The sequence below is a fragment of the Anaerobranca gottschalkii DSM 13577 genome (genome assembly GCF_900111575.1).
Classification (GTDB): Bacteria; Bacillota; Proteinivoracia; order Proteinivoracales; family Proteinivoracaceae; genus Anaerobranca; species Anaerobranca gottschalkii.
Window position 1 is genome coordinate 26,201 of sequence record NZ_FOIF01000012.1, and the last position, 16,828, is coordinate 43,028.

General features: G+C 32.2%; 19 protein-coding genes. 17 read left to right on the forward strand and 2 right to left on the reverse strand.

The features are described 5' to 3' along the window. The first annotated feature begins 25 nt into the window (after positions 1 to 25). From BMX60_RS04905 to BMX60_RS04925, 5 genes are all read left to right on the forward strand, one after another. Positions 26 to 1,258, forward strand: a complete 1,233-nt coding sequence (locus BMX60_RS04905; protein ID WP_091349788.1) for an MFS transporter — start codon at positions 26 to 28, stop codon at positions 1,256 to 1,258. 67 nt (positions 1,259 to 1,325) lie between these two features. Continuing rightward, positions 1,326 to 2,240, forward strand: a complete 915-nt coding sequence (gene trxB, locus BMX60_RS04910) for a thioredoxin-disulfide reductase (protein WP_207648394.1) — start codon at positions 1,326 to 1,328, stop codon at positions 2,238 to 2,240. 12 nt (positions 2,241 to 2,252) lie between these two features. Further along, the gene (gene trxA / locus BMX60_RS04915; protein WP_091349791.1) at positions 2,253 to 2,576 is read left to right on the forward strand and encodes a thioredoxin; all 324 of its coding nucleotides are present in this window, start codon (positions 2,253 to 2,255) and stop codon (positions 2,574 to 2,576) included. 167 nt (positions 2,577 to 2,743) lie between these two features. Continuing rightward, positions 2,744 to 3,592: a DegV family protein gene (locus BMX60_RS04920; RefSeq protein WP_091349794.1), complete on the forward strand. Its 849-nt coding sequence runs from the start codon at positions 2,744 to 2,746 to the stop codon at positions 3,590 to 3,592. Between the two features lie 408 nt (positions 3,593 to 4,000). Next, the gene (locus tag BMX60_RS04925) at positions 4,001 to 4,636 is read left to right on the forward strand and encodes a 4Fe-4S binding protein (RefSeq protein WP_091349797.1); all 636 of its coding nucleotides are present in this window, start codon (positions 4,001 to 4,003) and stop codon (positions 4,634 to 4,636) included. 109 nt (positions 4,637 to 4,745) lie between these two features. Here BMX60_RS04925 and BMX60_RS04930 read toward each other — a convergent pair whose 3' ends face one another. Continuing rightward, positions 4,746 to 4,931, reverse strand: a complete 186-nt coding sequence (locus BMX60_RS04930; protein ID WP_242945711.1) for a 4Fe-4S binding protein — start codon at positions 4,929 to 4,931, stop codon at positions 4,746 to 4,748. Positions 4,932 to 5,129: 198 nt separating this feature from the next. Here BMX60_RS04930 and spoIIP point away from each other — a divergent pair, with 198 nt between their 5' ends. The 10 genes from spoIIP to BMX60_RS04980 all read left to right on the forward strand — a co-directional run bounded on the left by spoIIP (position 5,130) and on the right by BMX60_RS04980 (position 13,989). Further along, positions 5,130 to 6,293 carry a stage II sporulation protein P gene (gene spoIIP / locus BMX60_RS04935; RefSeq protein ID WP_091349802.1) on the forward strand — a complete coding sequence of 388 codons (1,164 nt, stop codon included), beginning with the start codon at positions 5,130 to 5,132 and terminating at the stop codon, positions 6,291 to 6,293. A gap of 87 nt (positions 6,294 to 6,380) precedes the next feature. Beyond that, entirely contained in the window at positions 6,381 to 7,127 is a 747-nt protein-coding gene (locus BMX60_RS04940; protein WP_091349805.1) for a PTS sugar transporter subunit IIC, read from the forward strand. Then, positions 7,120 to 7,854, forward strand: a complete 735-nt coding sequence (locus BMX60_RS04945) for a PTS system mannose/fructose/sorbose family transporter subunit IID (RefSeq protein ID WP_091349808.1) — start codon at positions 7,120 to 7,122, stop codon at positions 7,852 to 7,854. The genes BMX60_RS04940 and BMX60_RS04945 overlap by 8 nt, the downstream gene beginning before the upstream one ends. A gap of 16 nt (positions 7,855 to 7,870) precedes the next feature. Beyond that, complete coding sequence (locus BMX60_RS04950) at positions 7,871 to 8,605, forward strand: phosphatase (protein WP_091349809.1); 735 nt, start codon at positions 7,871 to 7,873, stop codon at positions 8,603 to 8,605. A gap of 14 nt (positions 8,606 to 8,619) precedes the next feature. After that, a complete protein-coding gene (locus BMX60_RS04955) occupies positions 8,620 to 9,558 on the forward strand; it encodes an ROK family protein (protein ID WP_091349812.1) in 939 nt (312 codons plus the stop codon). A gap of 54 nt (positions 9,559 to 9,612) precedes the next feature. Continuing rightward, a complete protein-coding gene (locus tag BMX60_RS04960) occupies positions 9,613 to 10,335 on the forward strand; it encodes a PHP domain-containing protein (protein ID WP_091349813.1) in 723 nt (240 codons plus the stop codon). Between the two features lie 12 nt (positions 10,336 to 10,347). Beyond that, the gene (gene rapZ / locus BMX60_RS04965; RefSeq protein ID WP_091349816.1) at positions 10,348 to 11,196 is read left to right on the forward strand and encodes an RNase adapter RapZ; all 849 of its coding nucleotides are present in this window, start codon (positions 10,348 to 10,350) and stop codon (positions 11,194 to 11,196) included. A 48-nt stretch (positions 11,197 to 11,244) separates the two neighbouring features. After that, positions 11,245 to 12,579 carry a gluconeogenesis factor YvcK family protein gene (locus BMX60_RS04970; protein ID WP_091349819.1) on the forward strand — a complete coding sequence of 445 codons (1,335 nt, stop codon included), beginning with the start codon at positions 11,245 to 11,247 and terminating at the stop codon, positions 12,577 to 12,579. A 180-nt stretch (positions 12,580 to 12,759) separates the two neighbouring features. After that, positions 12,760 to 13,728, forward strand: coding sequence for a DNA-binding protein WhiA (gene whiA / locus BMX60_RS04975; protein ID WP_091349821.1), 969 nt, complete (start codon positions 12,760 to 12,762; stop codon positions 13,726 to 13,728). A 3-nt stretch (positions 13,729 to 13,731) separates the two neighbouring features. Further along, positions 13,732 to 13,989 carry an HPr family phosphocarrier protein gene (locus tag BMX60_RS04980; RefSeq protein ID WP_091349823.1) on the forward strand — a complete coding sequence of 86 codons (258 nt, stop codon included), beginning with the start codon at positions 13,732 to 13,734 and terminating at the stop codon, positions 13,987 to 13,989. A 24-nt stretch (positions 13,990 to 14,013) separates the two neighbouring features. On the opposite strand, the gene rpmE is transcribed toward BMX60_RS04980, so the two are convergent. After that, positions 14,014 to 14,217, reverse strand: coding sequence for a 50S ribosomal protein L31 (gene rpmE, locus BMX60_RS04985; protein ID WP_091349825.1), 204 nt, complete (start codon positions 14,215 to 14,217; stop codon positions 14,014 to 14,016). Between the two features lie 309 nt (positions 14,218 to 14,526). Between rpmE and rpoN the strand changes: the two genes are divergently transcribed. Together rpoN and BMX60_RS04995 are read left to right on the forward strand one after the other, a co-directional pair. Continuing rightward, complete coding sequence (gene rpoN / locus BMX60_RS04990) at positions 14,527 to 15,921, forward strand: RNA polymerase factor sigma-54 (RefSeq protein ID WP_177159705.1); 1,395 nt, start codon at positions 14,527 to 14,529, stop codon at positions 15,919 to 15,921. A gap of 71 nt (positions 15,922 to 15,992) precedes the next feature. Then, a complete protein-coding gene (locus BMX60_RS04995; RefSeq protein ID WP_091349830.1) occupies positions 15,993 to 16,505 on the forward strand; it encodes an HD domain-containing protein in 513 nt (170 codons plus the stop codon). The last annotated feature ends 323 nt before the right edge of the window (positions 16,506 to 16,828 follow it).

Genomic DNA, 16,828 nt, shown 5'->3' on the forward strand with positions numbered 1-16,828 from the left:
ACAAAAAAATTAGGGAGTGGAGTTAATGTCTGAAAGCTACCTTAGCATGATTAGGAAAATGTCCCTTAACTTAAAGTATTATTTTATTGCCTCATTTTTTGCCTATTTAGGTCTTGGGGCAGGGAATGTTTTAGTTAATCTTTTTTTAATGGAAAAAGGGTATGGAGAAAATGTCGTCGGTGTATTTTTATCTATTAAATTGTTTACAACTGGAATCCTCGCTCTACCTGCTGGAATCCTTTGTAATAGAATGGGCTATAAATGGAGTTTAAAAAAAGGTTTATTTTTTATAGGTATAGGGATAATAATCCTTACCTATTTTAATGGTCTAGTAGCTATATATCTAAGTAGTTTTTTGTGGGGATTAGGGTTATCTGTTTTTGCAGTTTCCGCTCCTCCATTTATTCAAGATAATGCAGAAATGAAACATCGTCAGCAGGCTTTTAGTATCAATTTTTCAGTAATGATGTTTTCTAACATGATGGGTAATTATATCTCAGGAAAAATGGCTGAAGTCCTCCCTTATGGAATTTTGAAAAATTATCAAGTAACCCTTACTGTTTTTGCCCTTTCTACTTTTATAGGGATTATTTTCTTAGCTAATATTAAAGAAAAAGTAAAAGGGGAAGAGAAGTTTAATTTAAAAAATCACATTGTAGGAATAACATCTCTAGTTAAAAAAGATAATAATATTGTTAGACTTTTATTGTGCCATGGTATAATTGGTATGGGAGCAGGTTTAATAGTTCCACTACTTAATGTATTTTTAAAAAATAATGTAGGTGCTACTACATCTCAGATTGGGACTATTATGTCTCTATCCCAAACTACAACTGCCATTGCCGGTCTAATCACACCTTATATAGTCCTTAGATTAGGTAAAGTTAAAACAGTTACTACTTTAAGACTTCTTTCAATTCCTTTTTTAATAGCAATTGCCCTTTTGCAAAATATTTATTTAGTAGCAATAGCTGTTTTTGTAAGGAGTAGTTTAATGAATATGACCCATCCTGCTGAATTGGAATTTTCAATGGGATTAGTGGGTAAGAATAACAGGGCCTTTTTAAGTGCACTCTTAAAAACCGTTGAAAGTGTAGGAAGGTCTTTTAGCGTATTAGCAGGTGGATACATTATGGCAAATTTAGGGTACTCCCTTCCATACTATATAACTTGTTGTCTTTATTTCATCGCTGTAATTCTTTTCTATTCTTGGTTTAATTCTGTAGAAATTGAAAATAAAATTACAATAAGTAATTGACAAAGGAAAAAATAACTAGTAAAATAATAGTAAAAGAAATACCCCTTAGGGGTATAGGAGGGATAATATGATTTACGATTGTATAATAATTGGTGCAGGACCAGCTGGCTTATCTGCTGCTTTATATGCTGCTAGGGCAGAGTTAAAAACCCTCTTAATAGATAAACAAGGGCCAGGGGGGCAAGCTGCTACCACCCACCTTGTAGAAAACTATCCTGGAGTACCTTCAATTACAGGACCTGACTTGACATCTAATATGTTTAGCCAAGTTATGGAACTGGGAGTTGAATTAGTTGTAGAAGAAATTCAAAATATCTCCCTAGATGGAAAGATTAAAGAAATAGTGACAGATGGTGGAGAATACAAAGGTAAAACTGTGATTATCGCCACTGGAGTAGAACCTAAAAAGCTCGGTGTAGCTGGAGAAAATGTTTTCAGAGGTCGAGGGGTATCCTATTGTGCAACTTGTGATGGAGCTTTTTATAAAGGGAAAAGGGTAGCCGTTATAGGTGGTGGAGATTCTGCTGTAGAAGAAGGAAATTTTCTTACAAGATTTGTTGATAAGTTATATATAATCCATCGCCGTTCAGAGCTCCGAGCTACAAAAGTGGTACAAAAAAGGGCCTTTAACAATCCTAAAATAGAGTTTATTCTAAATTCTGTAGTTAAAGAAATTAAAGGGGATACAAAGGTAGATGGGGTAATAATTGAAAACCTAGTCACAGGTGAGAAAATGGATCTGGAAGTAGATGGAGTTTTTATTTACATAGGTAATACCCCAAATACTGAATTTTTACAAGGTCAAATAAACTTAGATGAACAGGGTTATATTATAACAAATGAAGAAATGGAAACTAATGTTCCTGGAGTGTATGCAGCAGGGGACATAAGGGTTAAATCTTTAAGGCAAATTGTTACCGCTGCTGCTGATGGTGCTATTGCAGCAGTTAAAGCGGAAAAATATATTGAAAACTTAGAATAGGAGGATGATATTATGTCAAAGGCGTTAGAAATAACCAGTGCTAATTTTAATCAAGAGGTTTTAGAAAGTGAAGTTCCTGTATTAGTTGATTTTTGGGCTCCATGGTGTGGTCCTTGTAAAATGTTATCACCAATTATTGATCAATTGGTTGATGAATATGGTGATAAACTAAAAATAGTTAAAGTTAATGTAGATGAAAACCCAGATTTAGCAGGGGATTATGGAATCATGAGTATCCCTACATTAATTCTTTTCAAAAATGGAGAAGAAGTTGAAACTATTTCTGGATTTATGCCTAAAAATAAATTGATGGAAAAAATTAACCCTAAATTATAATTTAATTAAATAGAAAAATGATATAGAATTCTGAAATTACCAAGGTAATTTCAGAATTTTTTTTGACACTTTTTTATAAAAACACAGGTCATATATATTGAAAGAAACTAAACTTTATTGGGAAAAATAAACAATAAAGTTATTTTGTAAGTTAGAGGAGTGGTAGTGTGAAAATCAAATTTGTTGTGGATAGTACTTGTGATGTTCCTAAAGAATTGGTGGAAAAATACGATATAGCAGTTGTTCCTTTGAGTGTTCAATGGATGGGGGAAACTTTTAGAGATGGTGTAGATATGACTAGTGATGAGTTTTATGAAAAGTTAGTTACGGTAGCAGATCATCCCAAAACCTCTCAACCTCCTGTAGGTGCCTTTTATGAAGTCTATAAAAAGGCCTTGGAAGATGGGTATGAAAAAATTATTTCTATCCACATTACTTCAGGATTTAGTGGAACCTGTCAATCTGCAGAAACAGCAGCGGAGATGGTAGGTAGGGATAAAGTAGAAATAATCGATTCTAAATCTGCTTGTATGGGTGCCGGTTGGCTGGTTGTTAAAGGTATTGAAGGGATGGAAAAAGGCCTTGAATTTGAAAAAATAGTCGAGGAAATAAAAAAGACTATAGAAACCACTAGGGTAGTAATTTATCTTGATACCCTTGAATATGCCATAAGGGGAGGAAGGATTAGCAAATTAAAAGGAATTGTAGGCTCCCTTTTAAATGTAAAGCCAGTAATCTATTTTGAAGATGGTATGGTTAAAGAATATTCAAAATCTAGGGGGAAAAATAAAGCTATAGAATCCTTTATCGATGCCTTTGAAAAATTATTTAATGTAGATGAAAAGAAACCGATTAGAATTGCTTTAGCCTATGGTACAGATAAAGAATACGCCCAAGAAGTGTTGGAAAGATTAAAAGAAAAGTATAATGTTCAACAAGGTTATATATTCCAAACAGGAATAGCTATTGCTGTCCACGGAGGACCTAATCTTTTGGCTGCCTGTGGAACTTGGTAACAGGACTACTGCGGTAGTCCTTTCAGTTTGTAGACAAAGTCTTTTTTAAAAGGCTGTGGTAATTAAACATTCTAACAAAGTTTTGCGTCGAGATTTAAGGCTTCTATCTAAAAGGAAGAAGGGTACCGCTCTAATTCGCCGTCCATGGCTCAATAGAGCTTTCGGAACGTCCTGTTCCTCACCCCTTCTTCCTTTTATCTAATCAGCTCTTAAATCTATCTCCTCAACTTAATCGTATCTTTATTTAATTACCACAGCTGATGATGGCTTTGTCTATAGTTTGTCTTCAGCCTGACAGGACTACTGCGGTAGTTTTTTTTACTTGACAAAAAGTATAAAAAAGCTATAATAATAATTGTACTATACCTATGTAGGGTATACAAAAATTATAAGAAGGAGGAAAAAATTATGATACAAAACATAAGAAAAATATCACAAATTTTTGGGGTAATTTTCACATTAGTTCTTTTGGCTGCTGGTATTTGGTATTTTAATTTTATATTAGTAGCTTCAGGATTATTGCTCTCAGTATTCATGGGTAGGTATTTTTGTGGATGGTTTTGTCCAATGGGAACCTTCGCAGAAAGGGTGTTAGTAAAGATATCTAAAAATAGGCCACCCCATAAAATATTTAGCAGTAAACCCTTTCAATATGCCTTTGCAGTATTCTTTTTTGCTGCTATATTTATTGCAAGGAAAAACTTTCACTCCCTTTATGTTGTTTTAGGGATGATGTTATCTGTTGGGATAATGGCAACTTTATTAGCTATATTTTACCAACCGAGAACCTGGTGTGGATCCCTTTGCCCATGGGGGACTGTTATGACAACAGTAAGCTTTAACAGAAGGTTTAAACTTGAAATCGGAGAAGATTGTAAAAATTGTAGAGTGTGTACAAAGGTATGTAATATACCTCAACAATTACACCAAAGTTTAGATGAAAGAAAAGAAAAATCAGGCAAAGTTTATATTGGAGATCGTTGTATAAACTGTTTGGCCTGTGTAGAAAAGTGTCCAACAAAACAAATTAAAATAAAAGAATGACCAGCAAAAATTGGTCATTCTTTTATTTTTTATTTATACCCTTATTAGTTTAAAGTATCCATTTCCAAATATACTTTTTACATAATCTACTTTAGTGTTGGTAAACTTTTTAAATCATTTCTATGGCCCTTTGTGGGCAAACTTTAGCACATTTACCACAACCAATACATTTTTCTTCATCAACTTTATAAGAATTAATTGTCTCATCAAAATAAATGGCATTAACAGGACAAACCCTTTTAGCTGGGCAAAAAGGAGATTTGTCACACTTAGAAGGTTTTATATATGCTATCAAAATAGTCCCTCCTCTCAGTTGGTGATTTTTATTATAATACTACATATACAGGGTATAGGTATATTATAGCATTGGAAATCACAAAATTCAATATATTATTTTAAACAAAAGAAAGTTTTACTTAAAAAATAAGTTTAATATTTTAGTGGAAAGGAAAACCTATATATAAACTAAAATTTTAAACAGAGGTGAACTTAGTTGAAATCCAAAGTTATTATAGTCTTATTTACAATTTTTCTCTTTTCTTTTTCTGGTATAGTACTTGCAGAAAATGAATTAGAAGATGGTAGTTATTATACTTTATACGATGAGAATAATAATGTCTTATTAAGGACTGGGATAGTTATCCACGTTGGAGATAAATTCATCGATCATAACAATATTCATTATGTAGTATATAAAGTAGATTCGGTAAATTTAAAAGCCTGGGCAAAAAAAATAGATCCAGATGAAGTAACAACATTTACTATAAGTAATTTTGCCCAATTAAAAGGAGCAGATCAAAGGAGAATAGGACTATATTATACCCATAGTGGAGAAAGCTATGTTCCTTCTGATGGCTATGCCCAAACGGATAGAAGGCGAGGTGGCATATACAAAGTAGGAGAAAGACTAGCTCAAAGGTTGGAAGAACTAGAAGTAGAAGTTATAAATAATCGTCGTACCCATTTTCCTTATGCTGGATCCTATCGCCGGTCTAGAAGAACGGCAAAGGAAATAATAGATAAAAAAGTAGATGCTATTTTTGATGTTCATCGGGATGCTACACCAGTAAATGAATATTTAGAAGAAATAAATGGTGAAAAAATTACTCAAGTTTTAATAGTTGTTGGCAGACAAAATCCAGCTTTCAAAGTAAATGAAGAATTTGCTTTAAAATTAAAAGCAGTGGGAGATGAAATGTATCCTAAGCTTGTTAAAGGTATTTTTTATGCTCGAGGTGGGTACAATCAAGATTTACATCCTAGGGCTTTATTGTTGGAAATAGGAGCCCATACAAATAAAAGGGAGCATGCAGAAAGGGGAGCAGAGCTTTTTGCAGAAGTCATTACTAAAACCCTATATGGAGATTTAGAGGTACCAAAAGCTACGGAAGAACTAGAAGAAAACCCTAAATCATTGGAAGAAGAGGAAAACAATGACCCTCCTAAAGTACAATCCACTGTAAACAGTGGTGGCACTGGAAGAGGAGGACTATTAAAAGGCATGATGATAGTTTTATTATTAACAGTTATAGGTGGAGGGGGCTATTTACTAATTAGTGTAGGAGATACTCGGGAGATAGAAAGAAAAATCAGGAATTTTCTATCAAAGGAATTTGCTAATGCTTTAATTGGGAAAAAAGGTAAAAAGGAAAAGTAAAAGTTGACACTATCAGAAAAGGGGTATATCATAAAATTAGAAAATTTTCTTTGAAATGGGTAAAATTTGATTTAGGGGGGAGGAAAAATGTTTTTGAAGTTTTTTTTAGCAGCCTTGATTTCTGCAATTACATATATTGATGCAACAGCTGTAGGACAAACTATGATTTCTCGCCCCATAGTTTCAGCACCTATTATTGGTTTAATTTTAGGTGATTTACAAACTGGTATTTTAGTTGGAGTATTGTTGGAATTATTATGGGTTGGTACACTACCTGTAGGTGCAACAGTACCACCGGAATCAACTTTTGCCGCTGTAAATACAGTGGCTATTGCTATCCTAACTGGTTTTACCGATGTAAGTAGTTTAATCTTAATATTTATCTTTTTAATACCATTTCTTTACATAGCTAGTTTTTTTGAGGATAAAATTAGAGGTAAAAATAACAAATTGACTATAATAGCTGAAAAACTAATAGAAGAAGGGAAACTAGATAAATTAGTCCGATTACATTTTTTAGGTTTGTCTCGATTTTTTAGCAAAACATTTATCATTTCCTTAATTGCAGTTACAATAGGTTATTATATCATCCCCCCAGTTTACCAAGATTTACCACAATCCTTTTATAATACATTGGAAATAGGAGGCAAAATACTACCTATTTTAGGGGTCGCAGTAGTTATAGATTTATTGATAAACAAAAGAAATCTGTATTTTTTATTTTTGGGTTTACTCTTAGGATTATTTAATGTTAATCTTTGGTTATTATTGCTAATTAGTATTGTTGCTGTAATCCTTTACCTTTTATTTTTAAGGGGGGGAGATTTTGAATAAATTTTATCTCTTAGTAAAAACAGTATTTAGAAGTATGTTTATTCAAGGTTCCATGAACTTTGAAAGGATGCATAACCTAGGAATAGTTTATATTTTATTACCAGCATTAAAGGCTATTTATAAAGATGAAGAGAAATTAAAGGAAGTTCTTAAAGGGCACTTAGAGTTTTATAATTGCCATCCATATATGTCATCATTTGTATTGGGAACTGTTATAAAATTAGAAGAGAAAAGACAAAGGGGTGAATTACCTAATCCAAAGTTTATCAGTCAAGTGAAAACTGGAATGATGGGACCATTAGCTGCGATGGGAGACTTGTTTTTTTGGCGTACTTTACGACCAATGGCAGCAGTTATTGCTGTAACCTTTGCTTTAAATGGATATCTATATGCTCCTTTGATCTTTTTAGTACTATATAATATACCCCATATCTATATCCGGATTGTTGGGGTATTTTTAGGGTATAAAGAAGATATAAAAATTATCAATAAAGTACAATCCTTTAATGTCAATAATATTGTTAAGGCATTTGGGGCAGTTGGTATCTTTTTCTCAGCAGTTCTTTTTGCTAGTATAATTAATTGGGATATTATTACAATTTCAGCATTTTACTATTTTGCTGTTTTGTTATTTGCTTTGTTTTTCCTTAGAAGAGGAATTAAAGTGTTAAATGTTTTTGCTATCTTTATGGTAATTACTTTTATTTTTCAAATAATAAAGGGATAATGGGAAGGTGATGATATTGAAAATAGTAGCAGATTTGCATACCCATACCATAGCAAGTGGTCATGCTTATAGTACTTTATTGGAAATGGCTAAAGCTGCCAGTGATAAAGGGTTAGAAATGTTGGCCACTACAGATCATGGACCGAATATGCCGGGAGCACCACACCCCTATTATTTTGGTAATATGAGGGTTGTTCCTAAGGAAATATATGGTGTGGAAATTCTTAGGGGTGTAGAAGCTAATATCTTGGATGAGCAGGGAAATATCGATTTACCCCTTCATTTTCAAAGGAACCTCGATATCTTGTTAGGTGGGTTCCACTTCCCTTGTTATAATTCAGGTAGTGTAGAAGAAAACACAAGGGCTGCAATCCATGCTATGATCCATTCTAAAATCGATGTTTTAGTACATCCAGGAAATCCTGAATTTCAGTTAGATGCAGAGAAGGTAGTTCAAGCAGCTAAAGAAAATAATGTATTAATAGAGATAAATAATAGTTCTTTAGGGGAAGGAAGTAGAAAGGGAAGTTATGATAATTGCTTAGAGATAGCCAAGGCTGTTGCCAAGTATAATTGGATAGTATCTTTAGGAAGTGATGCCCATATTGTTTTTGATGTGGGGAACTTTAGTAAAGCATTAACATTAATTGAAAAAGCTGGGTTAACAGAGGAAAATATAATTAATACTGATATTAAAAAAATAAAAGAGTTTTTAAAATCTCGAAAAAGACCAAGATTCATTGAAGGTTAAGAGGAGGAATAATCATGGAAGAGTTAATTATTGGTGTCGATTTAGGAGGTACAAACATTGCTGCAGCTTTAGTAAAAAAAGATGGTAGTATTATAAAGAAAATTTCTAACCCTACAGAAGCAAACAAGGGTAAAGATGTTGTAATAACTAATTTAATAGCTACTATTGAGGAACTGTTAGGTTATGTAGACCATAATAAAAAAATAAAAGGTATTGGTATCGGAATACCAGGTGTTTGTGATATAGAAAAAGGTCTAGTTAAATTTGCACCAAACCTTTTTTGGGAAAATGTTGAGATAGTGAAGATATTAGAAAGCAAGTTTAATTTGCCAGTCTTTATTGACAATGATGCCAATGCCGCTGCCTTAGGAGAAGTATGGTGTGGGGCTGGTAAAGGGAAAAGAGACATTGTCTGCATTACCCTTGGTACTGGAGTAGGTTGTGGAATTATTTTAAATGGAGAAATTTTTCACGGGGCAGGCAATGGTGCTGGAGAATTAGGACATATAACTGTAAAGGAAGATGGTCCTAAATGTAATTGTGGAAATAATGGGTGTTTAGAGGTATTAGTAGCTGCACCAGCTATAGCAAAAAAGGGTAAAGATGCTTTGTTAAAGGGTGATACTTTATTAAGGGATATCACTGATTTAGAAAAATTAACGGCTAAAGATGTATTTGATGCTGCCAAAAAAGGAGATAAAATCTGTCTAGATATAATTAAGGATGTGGCTAATAATTTGGGATTAGCTATTGCCAATGTCATAAATATATTAAATCCTCAAATGATCATCATTGGTGGCGGAGTAGCGGCAGCAGGGGATATCTTGTTTAAACCTTTAGAAGAAGTTGTTGCTAAAAGGGCCTTGAAAGATTTATATAAAGATGTAGAAATAGTTCCTGCCCAATTAGGAAATGATGCAGGAATTATTGGAGCTGCAGCATTGGTTAAATAAAGTAGTAAATTTATCAAAAAGGGGGAAAATTATTTTAAAAAGGAGGAACCCCCTTTGAAAATAATAGGTGATTATCATACCCATACAAAATATAGTCACGGGAAGGGAACTATAGAAGAAAATGTAGTTATGGCAATTAAGAGAGGTTTAAAAGAAATTGGAATTGCTGAACATGGGCCTAGAGTTTTATTTGTGGGAGTATCAGAAAAAAAATTACATAAAATTGCCGATGAAATAGAAATTTTAAGAACAAAGTATAAAGAGATAAAAATTCTCTTTAATATTGAAGCTAATCTCTTGGATATTCATGGTAATATTGATGTTCCTCCTAGTATTTTACCTCGTCTAGATATGTTACTTTTAGGCTTTCATCCCAATATACTCCCTACTTATCATTATTTGCCTTTAGTATATAACAACTTTTTAGCTTCTCTCAGTTCCCAAAATTTAGAAAAGGCTCGAGATCTTAATACAACGGCTTTAGTTAATGCTGTTAATAAATATAAAATTGATATTATTACCCATCCTGGCCATAGAATCCATATAGATACTGGTCGTTTAGCAAAGGCTTGTGCTAATAGGAAAACTGCTTTAGAAATAAATTGCCGACAGGGTCAGAAAATCGAAGACTTTGTAGAGGTAGCTTTAAAAGAAGGGGTAAAATTTTATATAAATACAGATGCCCATAAACCTGAAGATGTGGGGAATTTTCATGAAGGAATAGAAATTGCTAAAAAGCTAAAGATACCTAAAGAATTCATCGTTAACTGTAACTGAGGAGGAAACTTTATGGAATTTGTTATTGTTACAGGAATGTCTGGAGCAGGGAAAACATTGGCATTGAGGAGTTTTGAAGACCTGGGGTATTTTTGTATTGATAATCTTCCCCCTGCCCTCATTCCCAAATTTGCTGACCTTTGTGCTCAATCGGAAGGTAATATCACAAAAGTAGCAATTGTAGTAGATATTCGGGGAGGTCAGTTTTTTAAAGATTTAAATTTTATCTTACAAAATAATGGCTTCCAATTTAAAATTCTCTTTTTGGAAGCTAAAGATGATGTATTAATAAGGCGTTTTAAAGAAACCCGTAGAACCCATCCTTTAGCTTTAGATGATAGAATAATTGATGGTATTGCTAAAGAAAGGGAAATGTTGGAGGGGCTTAGGGATAAAGCTAATATAGTTATAGATACATCGGATTTCACTGGACATCAATTAATTGCTAAAATAAAAGAACTTTTTAAAGGTACTGATACAAAGGATTTATTGATAACTATTATTTCCTTTGGTTTTAAATATGGAATTCCCTTAGATTCTGATATGGTCTTTGATGTTCGTTTTTTACCTAACCCTTTCTACGATGAAAATTTAAAAAATTACACTGGAAATGATAAAAATGTTCAAGATTATATTATGGCAGCTAAGCAGACATCGGTCTTTTTGCGTAAATTAGAAGATATGATCGACTTTTTGATTCCTTACTACAAAGAAGAAGGCAAAAGTCAATTAATTATCTCTATTGGCTGTACTGGTGGAAAACATCGTTCTGTAACAGTAGCTAATAAATTAAAGGAAAAATTACAAAGGGATGGGAAATTAGCCAAAACATTCCATAGAGATATTGATAAAGGAAAATAATTTGGGAATGTACTATTAGAAGTTCTGGGAAAAAACGGGGGGATATTTATGAAGTGGTTATACCCAGGTTTAGGGATAAAAAGGTGGATTTTAGTTACTATTTTATCCCTATTTCTTTTCTTATTTAATTTTACAACGATAATTATAGGGGTTAACGATATTGCCACTTTAGGAAAGAGGCTATTTGAAGGGGTTTTTAATTATTTAGGAGATTATGTATATATCATTTCTATAATTTCAGGGATTACAAGTCTGTTTATCTTAGTTTTTGCTGTTATTAAGACTAACCAGGCAATAATAAGGGTTATCCTACCTAATGACATTGAAGATGCTAAAGTAGTAGATCTTATGTATAGTAAGCGATTTTTAGGACGGGGGCCCAAATTAGTAGTTATTGGCGGAGGAACAGGGCTCTCTGTTTTATTGAGGGGGCTAAAAAATTATACATCTAATATCACTGCTGTGGTTACAGTAGCTGATGATGGAGGAAGTTCAGGTAGAATTAGGGGAGAAATGGGAATTTTACCTCCTGGAGATATTAGGAATTGTTTAATTGCTTTATCAGAATCAGAGCCTGTTTTAGAAAAGGTATTTCAACATAGGTTTAAAACGGGGATTGGTCTAGAAGGCCATAATTTTGGTAATTTGTTTTTAGCTGCTTTTACTGAATTAATGGGATTTGAGCAGGCGGTAAAGGAAATGGCAAAGGTTTTAGCAGTAAGGGGTAAAGTCTTACCTGTAACTTTAGAAAATATTGTTCTTCAAGCTAAATTAAAAGATGGTACAATAGTTCGGGGTGAATCTAATATTTCTAAAAGTCAAATCCCTATTGAAAAAATAAGTATTATTCCTAGCTATGCAAAAGCATTAGAAGATACTATTCAAGCTATCCAAGAAGCAGATGCTATCATTTTAGGTCCTGGCAGTTTATACACTAGTATCATCCCAAATCTTTTGGTTGCCGGTATTGAAGACGCTATTAAAAAAAGCAAAGCACCGGTATATTATGTTTGTAATATCATGACACAAAGGGGAGAAACGGAAGGGTATACTGCCCCTGATCATCTAGAAGCCATATATAAACATACAAAGTCTAGATTTATAGATTATGTAGTAGTTAACAACAAAGATATAACTTCTCGGCAAAAACATTTATATATTTTAGAAAATTCTATTCCAGTAAAAATAGAGAAAGAAAGGTTAGCAGCTATGAAGATTAAACTCCTTGAGGGTGATTTGCTAGCTCAAGCAAATCAGGTTCGCCATGATCCAGATAAGTTAGCACGAATTATTCTTGCTAACTTGTTAAAAGAACATTATCGGAGTAAATCCTTTATTGATGGAATTCTTTTGGAAAGAAAGTTATCATTAAGGTCTAATTAGTTAATAAATCAAAACCCTAGCTTCATTTTCGGGCTAGGGTTTTGATTTTAAGGGGGTATGAATTTCACTTGTCTATTAGTATTATTAACAATAAATTTAATATTTATTCAGAAAAAATATTTGAGAAAGGGCTGTAATTTGATATAATTTTTCTAAAGAAAATGTTAAGGGATGATAAAAATGGCAATTACTTCTTTTTCTGCTAATATAAAATCTGAATTATGTCGTATCAAAAGCCCCCTTTGCTGTATTAAAAGTGAATTAGCTGCCCTTTGTCTAATTAACGGTACAGTGCAAATAAATTCTCGACAAGGGATTGTATTAAATGTTATCACTGAAAATGCCACTATTGCTAAAAGGATATATACCCTTATTAAGGAAGCCTTTGATATCAACAGTAGTATTTTTGTTCGCCGTAAAACAAAACTTAAGAAGAATAATAGTTATCTAGTTGAAGTTAGCGGGAAGGAAAATGTAGAAAATCTCTTAGATAATCTGTACCTTTTAGGTAGTGGTCAAGGGGTAAAAGAAAGGATTCACAATCAGCTGTTGAAAAAACGCTGTTGTAAAAGGGCTTTTATTAGAGGAAGTTTTTTAGCATCTGGTTCTGTAAATAATCCCGATACAACTTCATATCACTGTGAAATAAATGTAAGTTCAGCTAACCATTGTGAGTATTTAGTAAGTTTATTTAAACTTTTCCATTTACGGGTTAAAAGTTTTCAAAGGAGAAATAATTATGTAATTTACCTAAAGGATAGTGATGATATAGTGGATTTTCTCAATATCATCGGTGCCCATAATGCTTTACTAACCTTTGAAAATGCCAGGGTATATAAAGAAATGCGGAACAATGTAAACAGAGTCGTTAACTGTGAAACAGCTAATTTAAATAAAATTGTCGATGCAGCTCAAAAACAAATAGAACAAATAAAAATTATCGAAAAAACCATAGGTCTTGATAATTTACCACAAACTCTAAGGGAGGTAGCTTTAGAGAGGTTAAAGGATCCTTCCTTAAGCTTAAAAGAAATAGGGGAAAGATTAAATCCGCCTGTAGGAAAATCAGGAATAAATCACAGATTTAAGCGTATACAAAAAATAGCAGAGGATCTTATTCAGAATAATTTAAAAGAGGGGGAGAAATAAAAGGTGGTAGAAACTAAAGGGGTTATAAAGATACCCATAGGGTTACACGCAAGACCAGCTGTAATTTTCATTCAAAAAGCTAGTGAATTTACCAGTAATATAAAATTGATTAAAGATGAATTTGAAGTCGATGGGAAAAGTATAATGGGGGTAATGTCACTAGCCTTAGGACATGGTGAAGAAGTAACTATACGGGCAGAAGGGGAAGATGAACAAGAAGCAGTAGAGACACTAATTAAACTTTTAGAGGAACTAGCATAAAAAGATAAACGGCATTTCAGCCGTTTATCTTTTTTTATTGTATTTTTCTACGAACTTCTCAATTCTACCGGTAGTATCTACAACCTTTTGTACTCCAGTATAAAAAGGATGGCAATTAGAACAAATTTCTACCTTTAAATCTTTTTTTGTGGAACCTGTTTCATATTTTGCCCCACAGGCACATTGAATAGTGGTGGTTTGGTAATTAGGATGGATACCAGCTTTCATAAATTTGACCTCTCCCTTCGTTATGTATAAAAAATTAAGATAATTTAATAATAACATAATTATGAATATATGTAAATAAAATAAATTATTTTAAAGAGTTTAAATATATTAATAACAAAATATAACAGGAATAAAAACTTAGATTAATAGTATAGTTAAAAGGAAAAAAGAAGTTTATATAGAATATAATAATATGGGAATAAGTATTATCCTAAGAACTCAATGAAAGGCTTTTATAAATTATTATAGAAAGTATTCGGTAAATAGTTGTGCTGGTTGTAGAAAATGAAAAAATTTAGGAGTGAGATTATGAAATTGGATTTTAGTTTACAGATCCAACAGGTACAAAAATTGTTAATGACTCCACAATTGAAGCAAGCAATTAAGATATTACAAATGCCTGCTTTGGAACTGCAAGAATATATTCAACAAAAGGTCGAAGAAAATCCAGTTTTAGAAGTTACTGAAGAACAGGAAAATGATATCTATATTGATAAAAAAGCCTTTGATAAAAAAACAAAAACTTCAAATGAAGATATTATTGATTGGCAAGAATATTTTAATGAAAGGCATTATGAAGAAGTTAGTTTTGGTAAAGAAGCGGTAGAAAGGGACAGTTTTGAAACTTATACAAAAAAGGAAGTAACTTTTTGGGAATATTTTGAACAACAAATGGGGATGCTCAATCTTTGTAAAAAAGGGGAAAAAATTGCTGAATATATTATAGGTAGTTTAGATGAAAATGGTTATTTACGAACTTCAGTAGAAGAAATTGCCCAGACCTTAGGGGTAAAAGATAGTGAGGTAGAAGTAGTTTTAAAGAAAGTACAGCAGTTAGAACCTGGTATAGCTGCAAGGAGTCTGAAGGAATGTTTGTTATTACAAATTCAGTATAGAAAAGATGCTCCTCTCCATACCCAATGCATAATTGAGAATTATCTTGAATTAGTAGGAGAAATGAAACTGCCTAAATTGGCAGAAATACTAAATTTATCATTACTAGAGGTTCAAGAAATAGTAGATTACATTAAAAAATTAAATCCACGTCCCGGTTTAGCCTTTGTTTCAAACATGGATAACCGTTATATTCAACCCGATGTTTATATTCTGGAGTATGGGGATGAATATATGGTAATTGTTAATGATAGTATTCTTCCTAGATTAAAAATCAATAATTATTATAAATCTTTATTAAATCATGGTAATGATCAGGAACAACAGTATATCAAAGATAATTTAAATAATGCATATAATTTATTAAAAGCCATAGAACAAAGGAAAAGGACTTTACAACAGGTAGTGGAGTTTATTGTAGATTATCAAAAGGAGTTTTTTAAATACGGGATTAAATATCTAAAACCTTTAAAATTAAAAGATGTGGCGGAAAGCTTAAATATACACGAATCAACAGTTTGTAGAGCGACAAATGGAAAATATGCAGATACTCCTAGGGGAATATTTGAATTAAAATATTTTTTTAGTGGTGGTTTAGGATCGAGTTGTGGAGAAGAAATTTCCACAATAGGTATAAAGAAGAGAATAATTGAAATGATAGAAAAGGAAGATAAAAGTAAACCTTTAAGTGATCAACAAATTGCAGATATTTTACAAAAAGAAGGTGTAAATATTTCTAGAAGAACGGTAGCAAAATATCGTGATGAAGCAAATATTCCTTCTTCTGCAAAGAGAAAAAGATATAAATAGTTAAAATTTAAGTCTTCCCTTTAACTTTTAAGGGAAGACTTAGTGCTAATAACCTTATTGGGGGTGTTTTTATGAAGCAGCGGATTAAACAATTCCTTAAAGCTATTACTGCAAAAATAGTTTTAGAAGATGAAGAATTTTTAAACAAATATTTAAAAGACCAAAGGTTAAAGGGGCTTTTTCGACAATTACCAGTTTTTGAACAGCGACATTCCTTAGATGTAGCATATACCATTTTGGAAAAGTATAGCCAAGTTTTAGATGATAATGAGAAAAATTTACTTATAAAAGGGGCATTACTCCATGATGTTGGTAAAATAGGGACAGGCTTAAATCCCTTAACTAAATCACTGGCAGTGGTAATTGATAAACTTTTTCCCCAAATAGCTAAAAAATTGACATTTATAAAATTTATTGATGGATATTATAATCATCCAATCAAAGGTGGTCAGATATTGAAAAAATATGATCTTCCACCAGATGTTATTTACCTGGTGGAAAATCACCATAAAAATAGTAAAAATCATTATGGCCACAGTGGTAAGCTCCTTAAAATATTGATGGATTGTGATGATTTGAATTAATAAATACAATCTTTTTCCAAAAGATCTTGACTTATAATTGGAATATTGATAACTTGACTTTATCAGTAAAAATAAGATAAAAAGGCCTAGAACCCTTGTTTTACAAAGGTTTTAGGCCTTTTGTTTTTTGCAAAAAGTTGTCGTTCTATACCCCTATTTTTTAGTTTGAGCAATAATTTTTTTTATTTCGTTTAAAGTCATAAATCTCTTTGAAAAATCGATACCTGTAATTTTTCCAAGGTCATCAACAACTTCATTAAAATAGTCAAACATGTAGTAATTTTTATCAATATACGTTCCTGTAATATTTTTCATCACATCAA

What these genes read in the sequence shown, in the direction of transcription:
- BMX60_RS04955 (WP_091349812.1), top strand. Translation starts at nt 8,620, where the DNA reads ATGGAAGAGTTAATTATTGGTGTCGATTTAGGAGGTACAAACATTGCT.
- BMX60_RS04940 (WP_091349805.1), top strand. Translation starts at nt 6,381, where the DNA reads ATGTTTTTGAAGTTTTTTTTAGCAGCCTTGATTTCTGCAATTACATAT.
- BMX60_RS04970 (WP_091349819.1), top strand. Translation starts at nt 11,245, where the DNA reads ATGAAGTGGTTATACCCAGGTTTAGGGATAAAAAGGTGGATTTTAGTT.
- BMX60_RS04925 (WP_091349797.1), top strand. Translation starts at nt 4,001, where the DNA reads ATGATACAAAACATAAGAAAAATATCACAAATTTTTGGGGTAATTTTC.
- rpmE (WP_091349825.1), bottom strand. Translation starts at nt 14,217, where the DNA reads ATGAAAGCTGGTATCCATCCTAATTACCAAACCACCACTATTCAATGT.
- rapZ (WP_091349816.1), top strand. Translation starts at nt 10,348, where the DNA reads ATGGAATTTGTTATTGTTACAGGAATGTCTGGAGCAGGGAAAACATTG.
- BMX60_RS04995 (WP_091349830.1), top strand. Translation starts at nt 15,993, where the DNA reads ATGAAGCAGCGGATTAAACAATTCCTTAAAGCTATTACTGCAAAAATA.
- rpoN (WP_177159705.1), top strand. Translation starts at nt 14,527, where the DNA reads ATGAAATTGGATTTTAGTTTACAGATCCAACAGGTACAAAAATTGTTA.
- trxA (WP_091349791.1), top strand. Translation starts at nt 2,253, where the DNA reads ATGTCAAAGGCGTTAGAAATAACCAGTGCTAATTTTAATCAAGAGGTT.
- whiA (WP_091349821.1), top strand. Translation starts at nt 12,760, where the DNA reads ATGGCAATTACTTCTTTTTCTGCTAATATAAAATCTGAATTATGTCGT.
- trxB (WP_207648394.1), top strand. Translation starts at nt 1,326, where the DNA reads ATGATTTACGATTGTATAATAATTGGTGCAGGACCAGCTGGCTTATCT.
- BMX60_RS04905 (WP_091349788.1), top strand. Translation starts at nt 26, where the DNA reads ATGTCTGAAAGCTACCTTAGCATGATTAGGAAAATGTCCCTTAACTTA.